This is a genomic window from Mycolicibacterium arabiense (assembly GCF_010731815.2).
Classification (GTDB): Bacteria; Actinomycetota; Actinomycetes; order Mycobacteriales; family Mycobacteriaceae; genus Mycobacterium; species Mycobacterium arabiense.
The window spans coordinates 5,427,818-5,440,731 of sequence record NZ_AP022593.1 but is presented as its reverse complement, the minus strand read 5'-3'; the positions used below and the strand labels follow the sequence as shown (position 1 = coordinate 5,440,731).

Below are 12,914 nucleotides of genomic sequence, written 5' to 3'. Positions count from 1 at the left end.
AGTGCTGTCGGAGCCGACGTGTAAGCGTGGAGGTGTGCACGACGACTTCGACCGCTGCTACCGGGCCGTCCAATCCAAGGACGCCCGGTTCGACGGGTGGTTCGTCACCGCGGTGCGCACCACCAAGATCTACTGCCGTCCGAGTTGTCCGGTGCGTCCCCCGTTCGCCCGTAACGTCCGGTTCTATCCCACTGCGGCCGCTGCGCAGGGCGACGGGTTCCGCGCGTGCAAGCGCTGTCGGCCGGACGCATCGCCTGGGTCGCCTGAATGGAACGTCCGCGGTGATGCAGTGGCGCGCGCCATGCGCCTGATCTCCGACGGCACCGTGGACCGCGAGGGGGTGAGCGGCCTGGCAGCCAGGGTCGGCTACACCACCCGTCAGTTGCAACGCCTGCTCCAGGCCGAGGTGGGCGCCAATCCCCTGGCGCTGGCCCGAGCGCAGCGCATGCAAACCGCGCGCATATTGATCGAGACGACGGAGTTGCCGTTCAGCGACGTGGCCTTCGCCGCAGGCTTTTCGAGCATCCGGCAGTTCAACGACACCGTGCGATTGGTCTGCGCCACGAGCCCGACCGAGCTGCGCGCCCAGGCCCGCACCAGATTCGGTGGCGATCGCGCTCGGGGAGCCGGTGCGTTGTCGTTGCGGCTGCCGGTGCGTGCGCCGTTCGCCTACGAGGGGCTATTCGGCCACCTGGGGGCCAGCGGCATCCCCGGCGTGGAGGAGGTCCGCGACGGCGCCTACCGACGCACCCTTCGGCTGCCGTCCGGCAACGGCGTGATCAGCTTGCGTCCCCACGTCGATCACGTGGAATGCCATCTGACGCTCGACGACTTCCGCGACCTGTCCACGGCCATCTCGCGGGCGCGCCGACTGCTCGACCTCGACGCCGACCCGGAAGCCGTGACGGACGTGCTGGGCGCCGACGAGCACTTCAGCGAACTGGTCGCCAAGGCGCCGGGCCAGCGCATCCCCCGCACCGTCGACGAGAACGAGCTGGCCGTACGCGTCGTGCTCGGCCAACAGGTGTCGGTCAAGGCGGCGCGCACCCATGCCCGCCGGCTGGTCGAGGCGTACGGCACGGTGATCGACGACCCGGACGGCGGGTTGACCCACGTGTTTCCCGACGTATCGCAGCTCGCGGACATCGACCCCGTGCACCTTGCGTTTCCCAAGGCGCGCCAGCGCACGCTGGTCGGCCTGATCCGCGCACTGGCCGAGGGCGACGTCGTGCTCGACCCTGGGTGCGATTGGAACAGTGCCCGGGACCAGCTGATGGCCCTGCCCGGGATCGGGCCGTGGACGACCGAGATGATCGCCATGCGGGGTCTCGGAGATCCCGATGCCTTTCCCGGCAGCGATCTCGGCGTCCTCGTCGCTGCCAAGCAGATCGGACTGCCCGCGGAGGCTCGAGCGCTGACTCGGCATAGCGCGGCGTGGCGGCCATGGCGTTCCTACGCAACGCAATACCTGTGGACCGCGCTGGACCACGACGTCAACGTGTGGCCCCCGAAGACCAAGGAGAAGTGATGGAGACACTGCAGTCGCGCACCGTCGACAGTCCGGTCGGTCTACTGACGCTGGCGGGACGGAACGGACGCCTTCGCCATCTGCGCATGGTCGACCAGACCTACGAGCCGAGTCGCGAGGGCTGGGTCGACGACGACGGTGCGTTCGACGACGTGGTTCGTCAACTCGACGCCTACTTCGCCGGCGACCTCACGGAATTCGACCTCGAACTCGATTTGGTGGGCTCTGACTTCCAGAAGAAGGTGTGGGCGGAACTGCTCACGATTCCCTACGGCGAGACGCGCACATATGGAGAAATCGCGCGTGACATCGGCTCCGCCGGCGCTTCGCGTGCCGTCGGCCTCGCCAATGGACACAATCCGATTGGCATCATCGTGCCGTGCCATCGCGTCATCGGAGCGAATGGCAGCCTCACCGGTTATGGCGGAGGGCTGGCGCGCAAGAGGCATTTACTCGACGTGGAGAAGAATCGAGTCGCGCCGGTGGCAACGCTATTCGACTGACCATTCTGGCCATTTCCGACAATGGCGCATGAACGTAGAAATGCCAGTGGCCCCCAATCTTGGATTGGGGGCCACTGGGCTTAAAGGGTGTTCGGCGGTGTCCTACTTTTCCGCCCGGAAGGGCAGTATCATCGGCGCTGGCAGGCTTAGCTTCCGGGTTCGGGATGGGTCCGGGCGTTTCCCTGCCGCTATTACCGCCGTAACTCTATTTTCTTTTCAGCCCCAGGTGTTTTTGGTGGTGGGGTGTGGTCTGTTCGATATCGTGGATGTGCGTGGTTGCGAACGCGTTGTGGTGCTTACACGATTTATCCCTTGATGGGTTGTGTGTAAGTTTTCGGCCGGTTAGTGCCAGTTCCCTACGACCATTACTGGTCTTCTAGGTCTGGTCTATCAATCCCGTGGTCTGCGGGGGGCCTTATCCCACTAAATGGGTGAGAAGCCTGGTCTTGGAGGGGGTTTCCCGCTTAGATGCTTTCAGCGGTTATCCTGTCCGAACGTAGCTATCCAGCGGTGCCCCTGGTGGGACAACTGGTAGACCAGAGGTTCGTCCGTCCCGGTCCTCTCGTACTAGGGACAGGTTTCCTCAAGCTTCTGACGCGCGCGGCGGATAGAGACCGAACTGTCTCACGACGTTCTAAACCCAGCTCGCGTGCCGCTTTAATGGGCGAACAGCCCAACCCTTGGGACCTGCTCCAGCCCCAGGATGCGACGAGCCGACATCGAGGTGCCAAACCATCCCGTCGATATGGACTCTTGGGGAAGATCAGCCTGTTATCCCCGGGGTACCTTTTATCCGTTGAGCGACACCCCTTCCACTCGGGGGTGCCGGATCACTAGTCCCGACTTTCGTCCCTGCTCGACATGTATGTCTCGCAGTCAAGCTCCCTTGTGCACTTACACTCAACACCTGATTGCCGTCCAGGTTGAGGGAACCTTTGGGCGCCTCCGTTACTCTTTTGGAGGCAACCGCCCCAGTTAAACTACCCACCAGGCACTGTTCCTGAACCGGATATACGGTTCGAGGTTAGAAGCCCAATACGATCAGAGTGGTATTTCAACGATGACTCCACCCACACTGGCGTGCGGGTTTCACAGTCTCCCACCTATCCTACACAAACCGTACCGAGCGCCAATACCAAGTTGTAGTGAAGGTCCGGGTCTTTTCGTCCTGCCGCGCGTAACGAGCATCTTTACTCGTAGTGCAATTTCGCCGAGTCTATGGTTGAGACAGTTGAGAAGTCGTTACGCCATTCGTGCAGGTCGGAACTTACCCGACAAGGAATTTCGCTACCTTAGGATGGTTATAGTTACCACCGCCGTTTACTGGGGCTTAAATTCTCAGCTTCACCCCCCGAAGGGAGTTAACCGGTCCTCTTAACCTTCCAGCACCGGGCAGGCGTCAGTCCGTATACATCGTCTTGCGACTTCGCACGGACCTGTGTTTTTAGTAAACAGTCGCTTCTCACTGGTTTGTGCCACCCCCTCCCGCTGCCGGCCGCGAAGGCCATGACGATATGGGGGTCCCCCTTCTCCCGAAGTTACGGGGGTATTTTGCCGAGTTCCTTAACCATAGTTCACTCGTACGCCTTGGTATTCTCTACCTGACCACCTGTGTCGGTTTGGGGTACGGGCCGTGTTAGCACTCGCTAGAGGCTTTTCTTGGCAGCATAGGATCACCGAATTCGCCTCACTCGGCTATGCATCACCTCTCGGACCATGTGACACCCGGATTTGCCTAGATGTCGTCCTACGGGCTTGCCCCAGTATTACCACTGACTGGTACGGCTACCTTCCTGCGTCACCCCATCGCTTGACTACTACCAGCGAAGGTCCCGCGCAGCCCACACCCCATCACCCCGAAGGGATCAAGTGAGCATGGATTTGGGCGGTTAGTACCGCTGATTCATCAGGGACGCGCACACACGGGTACGGGAATATCAACCCGTTGTCCATCGACTACGCCTGTCGGCCTCGCCTTAGGTCCCGACTCACCCTGGGCGGACTGGCCTGGCCCAGGAACCCTTGGTCTTTCGGCGGGCAAGGTTCTCACTTGCCTTATCGCTACTCATGCCTGCATTCTCACTCCCACACCCTCCACCACACCATCACTAGGTGGCTTCACCGGTGTGCAGGACGCTCCCTACCCAACCTCACCTAAAAGGTGTTGGTTGCCGCGGCTTCGGCGGTGTGCTTGAGCCCCGCTACATTATCGGCGCACAATCACTTGACCAGTGAGCTATTACGCACTCTTTCAAGGGTGGCTGCTTCTAAGCCAACCTCCTGGTTGTCTTCGCGACTGCACATCCTTTTCCACTTAGCACACGCTTAGGGGCCTTAGCCGGCGATCTGGGCTGTTTCCCTCTCGACGCACGGAGCTTATCCCCCCGCCGTCTCACTGCCACACTGTTGACTTACCGGCATTCGGAGTTTGGCTGACGTCAGTAACCTTGTGAGGCCCATCGGCCATCCAGTAGCTCTACCTCCGGCAAGAACCATGCAACGCTGCACCTAAATGCATTTCGGGGAGAACCAGCTATCACGGAGTTTGATTGGCCTTTCACCCCTACCCACAACTCATCCCCTCAGTCTTCAACCTAAGTGGGTTCGGGCCTCCACGCGGTCTTACCCGCGCTTCACCCTGGCCATGGGTAGATCACTCCGCTTCGGGTCCAGAACACACCACTACACCAACCCCCTTGGATTGGATACGCCCTATTCAGACTCGCTTTCGCTGCGGCTACCCCACACGGGTTAACCTCGCGACATGTCCCTGACTCGCAGGCTCATTCTTCAAAAGGCACGCCATCACCCCACGCATGAACGAGGGCTCTGACGGCTTGTAGGCACACGGTTTCAGGTACTATTTCACTCCCCTCCCGGGGTACTTTTCACCATTCCCTCACGGTACTAATCCGCTATCGGTCATCAGAAGGTATTCAGGCTTACCGGGTGGTCCCGGCAGATTCACAGCAGATTCCACGGGCCCGCTGCTACTCGGGAAACACCATCAAGGCAGACATCGGGTTTTCACGTACCGGGCTCTCACCGTCTACGGCAGGCCATCCCAAGACCACTTCCGCTAACCACGACATTTTCTCACTGCCCACCAGGGAGGTAGCCCCGATGAGATGGGTCCCACAACCCCGCACACACAACCCCTACCCGGTATCACATGCATGCGGTTTAGCCATCCTCCGCTTTCGCTCGCCACTACTCACGGAATCACTGTTGTTTTCTCTTCCTACGGGTACTGAGATGTTTCACTTCCCCGCGTTACCTCCCGCACCCTATGTATTCAGATACGGGTAACACGACATCACTCGTGCTGGGTTTCCCCATTCGGACACCCTCGGATCAACGCTCGGTTGGCAGCTCCCCGAGGCATATCGCAGCCTCCCACGTCCTTCATCGGCCTCTGATGCCAAGGCATCCACCATGCGCCCTTAAACACTTACAAAGCACAAAACCATTAAACAAAGAAAAATCACACCACAACAAACCACCACACACACAGACCCCAACCCGAAGGCAAAGGGCCCACACGCATGCCAGCTTGATGCTCGCAACCACTATCCACGAATCAAACACCACACCCCACCACCAAGCGGGGCAACAACAACACCACCCGAAACCAATCGGGCCGACCCCCCCACACACCCCAGCACCCCCAACGGGGCGCCTCGGAGCAATGCACTCGAGTCGCGGGCCTGTTGTCTCAAAGCCCAATAGCGTGTCTGATGATTTCCTCGCGAGCCGGCATTTCCCGACCGACCCGCACGTTTGCCATGTGCACCAGACCCCCACCCACTACAGGTGTGAGGCCATCCAACGAATCGTCCAGGACACCGAACTCCCACAGTCGTGGGCGGGCCTGAATCTCGTGGTGCTCCTTAGAAAGGAGGTGATCCAGCCGCACCTTCCGGTACGGCTACCTTGTTACGACTTCGTCCCAATCGCCGATCCCACCTTCGACGGCTCCCTCCCACGGGTGTTACCGACTTTCATGACGTGACGGGCGGTGTGTACAAGGCCCGGGAACGTATTCACCGCAGCGTTGCTGATCTGCGATTACTAGCGACTCCGACTTCATGGGGTCGAGTTGCAGACCCCAATCCGAACTGAGACCGGCTTTCAAGGGATTCGCTCCACCTCGCGGATTCGCAGCCCTTTGTACCGGCCATTGTAGCATGTGTGAAGCCCTGGACATAAGGGGCATGATGACTTGACGTCATCCCCACCTTCCTCCGAGTTGACCCCGGCAGTCTCTTACGAGTCCCCGCCATGACGCGCTGGCAACATAAGATAGGGGTTGCGCTCGTTGCGGGACTTAACCCAACATCTCACGACACGAGCTGACGACAGCCATGCACCACCTGCACACAGGCCACAAGGGAACTGATATCTCTACCAGCGTCCTGTGCATGTCAAACCCAGGTAAGGTTCTTCGCGTTGCATCGAATTAATCCACATGCTCCGCCGCTTGTGCGGGCCCCCGTCAATTTCTTTGAGTTTTAGCCTTGCGGCCGTACTCCCCAGGCGGGGTACTTAATGCGTTAGCTACGGCACGGATCCCAAGGAAGGAAACCCACACCTAGTACCCACCGTTTACGGCGTGGACTACCAGGGTATCTAATCCTGTTCGCTCCCCACGCTTTCGCTCCTCAGCGTCAGTTACTGCCCAGAGACCCGCCTTCGCCACCGGTGTTCCTCCTGATATCTGCGCATTCCACCGCTACACCAGGAATTCCAGTCTCCCCTGCAGTACTCTAGTCTGCCCGTATCGCCCGCACGCCCACAGTTGAGCTGTGAGTTTTCACGAACAACGCGACAAACCACCTACGAGCTCTTTACGCCCAGTAATTCCGGACAACGCTCGGACCCTACGTATTACCGCGGCTGCTGGCACGTAGTTGGCCGGTCCTTCTTCTGCACATACCGTCACTTTCGCTTCGTCTGTGCTGAAAGGGGTTTACAACCCGAAGGCCGTCATCCCCCACGCGGCGTCGCTGCATCAGGCTTGCGCCCATTGTGCAATATTCCCCACTGCTGCCTCCCGTAGGAGTCTGGGCCGTATCTCAGTCCCAGTGTGGCCGGTCACCCTCTCAGGCCGGCTACCCGTCGTCGCCTTGGTAGGCCATCACCCCACCAACAAGCTGATAGGCCGCGGGCCCATCCCACACCGCAAAAGCTTTCCCCCACCAGACCATGCGGCCAGCGAGGTGTATTCGGTATTAGACCCAGTTTCCCAGGCTTATCCCAAAGTGCAGGGCAGATCACCCACGTGTTACTCACCCGTTCGCCACTCGAGTACCCCGAAGGGCCTTTCCGTTCGACTTGCATGTGTTAAGCACGCCGCCAGCGTTCGTCCTGAGCCAGAATCAAACTCTCCAAACAAAAACAACCCGGCAAAACCAGGTGCAGTGCAAATCAGAGAAATCCGATCAGACAAAAGACACCAAAAACTGGCATCCAAAAAAACATCACACCCCCCAAACGAGAAAAAAGGGGCATGACCAAACAACAAACAAAAACCACCAAACACACTATTGAGTTCTCAAACAACACACCTGGTTTTCAGGCAACCCCGCCAGCCTACAACATCCAACTCGGTGAGGTCAAGGCCCAACTTCCGATCCGCTAGGTCCGGGCCGCTGGGCTTGAACACAACCTTACATGCACGAGGCCAGTTCGCCAAAACCACAGCTAGACAGTGGAATACGGCTACGGTACGCGCTCGATCTCGGCACCGAGTGCCACCAGGTTCTCCACGAACAACGGGTAGCCGCGGTCGATGTGGAACACGTCGTGCACTTCGGTGTCGCCGTCGGCGACCAAGCCGGCCAGAACCAGACCCGCCCCGGCACGGATGTCGGACGCCCACACGGGTGCACTCGACAGCTGCGGGAGACCGCGCACCACGGCATGGTGTCCGTCGGTCCTGGCGTCGGCGCCCAACCGGATCATCTCCTCGACGAAGCGGAACCGCGCCTCGAAGACGTTCTCGGTGATCATCGAAGTGCCATCGGCGATGCAGGCGAGGCCGATCGCCATCGGCTGCAGGTCGGTCGGGAAACCGGGGAACGGCAGGGTCGCGACGTTCACGGCCTTGGGTCGTTCGTACTGGACGATCCGGAAGCCGTTGTCGTCCTGGGTCACCGTCGCCCCGGCGTCGTGCAGTTTGTGCAACACCAACTGCAGGTGTTGAGGATCGACGCCCGTCACCGAGATGTCGCCGCGCGTCATCGCTGCGGCTATCCCCCACGTCGCGGCCACGATGCGGTCGCCGATCACCCGGTGTTCGGTCGGGTGCAGTCGGTCGACGCCCGTGATGACCATGGTGTGCGAGCCAGCGCCGGTGATCTGGGCGCCCATCTGGTTCAGCATCTCGCAGAGGTCGACGACGTCGGGCTCGCGCGCGGCGTTGTGGATCGTCGTCACACCCTCGGCCAGCACCGCCGCCATCAAGATGTTCTCGGTGGCACCCACCGACGGGAACTCGAGTTGTATCTCGGCGCCGCGAAGCTGGTCTGCCTCGGCGACCACGCAGCCGTGCTCGATGTTGCACCTCGCGCCGAGCTGGCGCAGACCGGCCTGGTGCATGTCCAGCGGGCGCGAGCCGATCGCGTCGCCGCCCGGCAGCGCCACCTTCGCCTTCTTGCACCGCCCGACCAGCGGACCGAGCACGCAGACCGACGCGCGGAACTGGCGGACCGCGGCGAAGTCGGCGTCGTACTTGAGTTCGTCCCGCGAGTCGATCGTCACCGTGGATCCGTCGAGGTCGACGGTGGCGCCCAGACCGCGCAACACCTCGGCCATCAGCGGAACGTCCAGGATGTCGGGACAGTTGGTGATGGTGCTGACGCCCTCTGCGAGCAGAGCCGCGGCCATCAGCTTCAGCACGCTGTTCTTTGCGCCCCCGACGGCTACTTCGCCCGACAACCGGTTGCCACCGGTCACCACGAATCGCTCGCTCACGCCGGTCAGTTTAAATCAGCTCGGCCCATGCCGATGGCCACCGACGATCCGGACGGCCCGTGTCCGCGGGTACGGTTTCCCCATGGCAGTGCACCTGACCCGCATCTACACCCGTACCGGCGACGACGGGACGACCGGGCTGAGCGATTTCAGCCGCGTGTCGAAGAACGATGCGCGGTTGGAGGCGTATGCGGACTGCGACGAGGCCAACGCCGCGATCGGCGTCGCCGTCTCGGTGGGACAACCAGACGAGAAGATGCTCGCGGTGCTGCTCCAAATCCAGAACGACCTGTTCGATGCCGGCGCCGACCTGTCGACGCCGGTGGTGGAGAACCCGCAGTACCCGCCCCTACGCGTGCGCCAGGACTACGTCGACCGGCTCGAGGCCTGGTGCGACGAGTTCAACGACGCGCTACCGGCGCTGAACTCGTTCATCCTCCCCGGGGGCACGGCACTGTCGGCGCACCTTCACGTCGCACGCACGGTCACGCGTCGCGCGGAGCGAGCGGCGTGGCGGGCGGTCGAACAGCACGGCGAGACGATGAACGTCCTGCCTGCCAAGTACCTGAACAGGCTGTCCGACCTGCTGTTCATCCTGTCGCGCGTGGCGAATCCCGACGGTGACGTGCTCTGGCAGCCGGGTGGCGACAGAAGCTAGTTCGACCGCCTGCGAGCGCGCGGCGACGGGCGGGACTCAAGCCACGACGTGAACGCCGTCAGCGCGCCACGGTCGAGTGCCACCTCATACCCGCGAAGACGTTCGACGCTGGTGTCCCGGATCTCGAGTACGACGATCTCCTGGCTCATGATGTCGAACTCGTCGCCACGCGGCGAGCGCCGCGACACCAGTTCCAAGCCGCGCCGCGGCAGACGCCGATCGGGCCACCAGCGGATGCTCGACAACCGGTAGAAACCCGCCTCGCCGCCGCGGTAGCGCATGACACCGTGGCGCCAACCATGCCCATCGACCGCGGGCAGATCCCGCATGATCGCGGCCGTCCCGCCCACCTGCCGCAACTTCCACAGGCGGTATCCGAGGACGCCGACGACCAGTAACAACACACCGACCAGCGCGACCATGACCATCATGGACGCGCTCATCGGCGGCTAGTCGAGTTGGCCTACGGCGCGCAGACGCGCGCGTCCCCACGCCGCGGTGCGCTCGTCGTCGGACTCGGAGTCCTGCTTCGCCTCGTCGGCGTTGATCTCCGACTCGATCTGAGCGTTCTCGACCAGGATGCGGACGGCCTCCTCGGTGACGGAGAGGAATCCCCCGTCGACCGCGATGCGCAGATCGTCCTCGCCCTCGCGTTCGACGCGAACCATCGCGTCGTCGACGAGCTGCGCCACCAACGGAATGTGCCGCGGCAGGATGCCGATCTCGCCCGCCGTGGTGCGGGTGAACACGAACGTCGCGTCACCCGACCACAGCTCGCGCTCCACGGCCACGATCTCGACGTGCAATTCAGCCACGTCACACCACCTTCCGGAGGACCTGAACGGCCTTCATCACAGCTTTGCGCCGAGGCTTTCGGCCTTCTTCGCCAGGTCGTCGAGCCCACCGATGAGGAAGAACGCCTGCTCGGGCAGGTGGTCGAAGTCGCCCTTGGTGAGCTTGTCGAACGCCTCGATGGTCTCCTTGAGCGGCACCGTCGAGCCGGGCTGGCCGGTGAACTGCTCGGCAGCCATCATGTTCTGGCTCAGGAAGCGCTCGATGCGGCGGGCGCGGTACACCAGCTGCTTGTCTTCCTCGGACAGCTCGTCGACACCGAGGATGGCGATGATGTCCTGGAGGTCCTTGTACCGCTGGAGGATTCGGATGACCTCCTGCGCGACGCGGTAGTGCTCGTCGCCCACGACGCTGGGGTGCAGGATCGTCGAGCTCGACGCCAGCGGGTCCACCGCCGGGAAGATGCCCTTCGAGAACACCGCACGCGAGAGTTCCGTGGTGGCGTCGAGGTGCGCGAACGTGGTCGCAGGCGCCGGGTCGGTGTAGTCGTCGGCGGGCACGTAGACGGCCTGCATCGAGGTGATCGAGTGACCACGGGTCGAGGTGATGCGCTCCTGCAACTCGCCCATCTCGTCGGCCAGCGTGGGCTGGTAACCCACCGCGGACGGCATGCGGCCGAGCAACGTCGACACCTCCGAACCGGCCTGGGTGAACCGGAAGATGTTGTCGATGAACAGCAGCACGTCCTGCTGGGCCTCGTCGCGGAAGTACTCCGCCATGGTCAGCGCCGAGAGGGCGACGCGCATACGCGTGCCCGGCGGCTCGTCCATCTGACCGAACACCAGGGCGGTGTCCTTGAGCACGTTGGCGTCCGCGAGCTCGACCCAGAGGTCGTTGCCCTCACGGGTGCGCTCCCCGACGCCGGCGAACACCGAGGTGCCACCGAAGTTGCGGGCGATGCGGTTGATCATCTCCTGGATGAGCACCGTCTTGCCGACACCGGCGCCGCCGAACAGGGCGATCTTTCCGCCGCGGACGTACGGGGTCAGCAGGTCGACGACCTTGAGGCCGGTCTCGAGCATCTCGGTACGGGGCTCGAGGGAGTCGAAGGACGGCGGCTTGCGGTGGATCGACCAGTGGTCGAAGTCCTCGCCGTAGCCGGGCTCGTCGAGGCAGTTGCCGAGGGCGTTGAACACGTGGCCCTTGACGCCGTCGCCAACGGGCACCGAGATCGAGCGCCCGGTGTCGGTGACCTCGACGCCACGGACCAGTCCGTCAGTCGGCTGCATCGAGATGGTGCGCACCAGGCTGTCGCCCAGATGCTGCGCGACCTCGAGGGTCAGCGTCTTGGCCATCTCCTTGTAGGTGATGTCGGCGTGCAACGCGTTGAACAGTTCCGGCACGGAACCCCGCGGGAACTCGACGTCGACGACCGGGCCGGTGATGCGGACCACGCGACCTGCGGTCTTGGTGTCTTCTGCGGTGGCAGTCATTTTCTTCTTCGCTTCCTGACGGGGCGTGGTTCTAAGAATTATCTGGAGTCGGCGAGCGCATTGGCGCCACCGACGATCTCGCTGATTTCCTGGGTGATCTGGGCCTGGCGTTCGCGGTTGGATTCCAACGTCAGAGCCTTGATCAGATCGTCGGCGTTGTCGCTCGCCGACTTCATCGCCCTGCGGCGCGAAGCGGATTCGGACGCCGCGGCCTCGAGCAGTGCTGAGTAGACGCGGGTTGCCACGTAGCGGGGCAGGAGTGCGTCGAACAGCGTTTCGGCGCTGGGCTCGAACGAGAACAGCGTTCGCGGACCCTCGTCGGGAGCGTCCTCGACGTACTCGACGACCATGGGTGCGATCCGGCGTGCCTCCGCCGACTGCGACAGCATCGACTTGAATTCGGTGAAGACGATGTGCAATTCGTCCACGCCGAGGATGCCGTCTTCGCCGGCGTCGTCACCCTCGTCGTCGGCCCCGGACATGAAGGCCGAGACGAGCACCTCGGCGATCTCCCTGGCCTGCTCGTAGGTGGGACGCTCCGAGAAGCCGCTCCACGACTCGACGATGTCGCGACCCCGGAAGTTGTAGTACCCGAGTGCCTTCCGACCGACCGTGTAAACGACGGGTTCCTTGCCCTCTTCCCGCAGCAGCGAGAACAGTTCCTCGGAACGCCGCAACACGTTGGCGTTGTAGGCGCCGCACAACCCGCGGTCGGACGACACGACCAGAACGCCTGCGCGCTTGGGTGATTCACGCTCGACGAGCAACGGGTGGTCCAGCGCGCTGGCTCCCGCGAGTTCGGTGAGCATGTTGGTGATCTCGCCGGCGTAGGGCCGAGCCGCTTCGACTCGGGCCTGCGCCTTGGCGATCCGCGACGTGGCGATCAGTTCCTGGGCCTTGGTGATCTTCTTGATCGACCCGGCGGAACGGATGCGTCCGCGTAGCTCCCGCAGTGTGGCTGCCAT

Annotated in this window: 8 protein-coding genes and 3 rRNA genes; 3 read left to right on the top strand and 8 right to left on the bottom strand. The window is 62.5% G+C overall.

The window, feature by feature from the left end; genetic code table 11:
- The first annotated feature begins 34 nt into the window (after positions 1 to 34).
- Positions 35 to 1,528 carry a DNA-3-methyladenine glycosylase 2 family protein gene (locus G6N61_RS27915; protein ID WP_163924109.1) on the top strand — a complete coding sequence of 498 codons (1,494 nt, stop codon included), beginning with the start codon at positions 35 to 37 and terminating at the stop codon, positions 1,526 to 1,528.
- Entirely contained in the window at positions 1,528 to 2,031 is a 504-nt protein-coding gene (locus G6N61_RS27910; RefSeq protein ID WP_163924108.1) for a methylated-DNA--[protein]-cysteine S-methyltransferase, read from the top strand. Before G6N61_RS27915 ends, G6N61_RS27910 begins: the two co-directional genes overlap by 1 nt.
- 89 nt (positions 2,032 to 2,120) lie before the next feature.
- Here the strand turns inward: G6N61_RS27910 and rrf are convergent.
- The 4 genes from rrf to murA all read right to left on the bottom strand — a co-directional run bounded on the left by rrf (position 2,121) and on the right by murA (position 9,006).
- Positions 2,121 to 2,233 (bottom strand): 5S ribosomal RNA (gene rrf / locus G6N61_RS27905).
- A 120-nt stretch (positions 2,234 to 2,353) separates the two neighbouring features.
- Positions 2,354 to 5,488: ribosomal RNA gene (locus G6N61_RS27900) — 23S ribosomal RNA — on the bottom strand.
- 437 nt (positions 5,489 to 5,925) lie between these two features.
- Positions 5,926 to 7,425 (bottom strand): 16S ribosomal RNA (locus G6N61_RS27895).
- The 16S, 23S and 5S rRNA genes sit together here, the layout of an rRNA operon.
- Before the next feature lie 327 nt (positions 7,426 to 7,752).
- Positions 7,753 to 9,006 (bottom strand): UDP-N-acetylglucosamine 1-carboxyvinyltransferase, encoded by a 1,254-nt coding sequence (gene murA / locus G6N61_RS27890; protein ID WP_163924107.1) that lies wholly within the window; start codon positions 9,004 to 9,006, stop codon positions 7,753 to 7,755.
- Positions 9,007 to 9,088: 82 nt separating this feature from the next.
- Between murA and G6N61_RS27885 the strand changes: the two genes are divergently transcribed.
- Complete coding sequence (locus G6N61_RS27885) at positions 9,089 to 9,664, top strand: cob(I)yrinic acid a,c-diamide adenosyltransferase (protein ID WP_163924106.1); 576 nt, start codon at positions 9,089 to 9,091, stop codon at positions 9,662 to 9,664.
- Here the strand turns inward: G6N61_RS27885 and G6N61_RS27880 are convergent.
- From G6N61_RS27880 to G6N61_RS27865, 4 genes are read right to left on the bottom strand one after another with little or no spacing between them, the layout of a single operon-like run.
- Entirely contained in the window at positions 9,661 to 10,107 is a 447-nt protein-coding gene (locus tag G6N61_RS27880; protein WP_163924105.1) for a DUF2550 domain-containing protein, read from the bottom strand. The genes G6N61_RS27885 and G6N61_RS27880 overlap by 4 nt on opposite strands.
- A 6-nt stretch (positions 10,108 to 10,113) precedes the next feature.
- Entirely contained in the window at positions 10,114 to 10,479 is a 366-nt protein-coding gene (locus G6N61_RS27875; protein WP_163924104.1) for a F0F1 ATP synthase subunit epsilon, read from the bottom strand.
- Between the two features lie 36 nt (positions 10,480 to 10,515).
- The gene (gene atpD / locus G6N61_RS27870) at positions 10,516 to 11,949 is read right to left on the bottom strand and encodes a F0F1 ATP synthase subunit beta (protein WP_163924103.1); all 1,434 of its coding nucleotides are present in this window, start codon (positions 11,947 to 11,949) and stop codon (positions 10,516 to 10,518) included.
- Positions 11,950 to 11,987: 38 nt separating this feature from the next.
- Complete coding sequence (locus G6N61_RS27865; protein ID WP_163924102.1) at positions 11,988 to 12,914, bottom strand: F0F1 ATP synthase subunit gamma; 927 nt, start codon at positions 12,912 to 12,914, stop codon at positions 11,988 to 11,990.

What these genes read in the sequence shown, in the direction of transcription:
- G6N61_RS27885 (WP_163924106.1), top strand. Translation starts at nt 9,089, where the DNA reads ATGGCAGTGCACCTGACCCGCATCTACACCCGTACCGGCGACGACGGG.
- G6N61_RS27880 (WP_163924105.1), bottom strand. Translation starts at nt 10,107, where the DNA reads ATGAGCGCGTCCATGATGGTCATGGTCGCGCTGGTCGGTGTGTTGTTA.
- G6N61_RS27910 (WP_163924108.1), top strand. Translation starts at nt 1,528, where the DNA reads ATGGAGACACTGCAGTCGCGCACCGTCGACAGTCCGGTCGGTCTACTG.
- G6N61_RS27865 (WP_163924102.1), bottom strand. Translation starts at nt 12,914, where the DNA reads ATGGCAGCCACACTGCGGGAGCTACGCGGACGCATCCGTTCCGCCGGG.
- atpD (WP_163924103.1), bottom strand. Translation starts at nt 11,949, where the DNA reads ATGACTGCCACCGCAGAAGACACCAAGACCGCAGGTCGCGTGGTCCGC.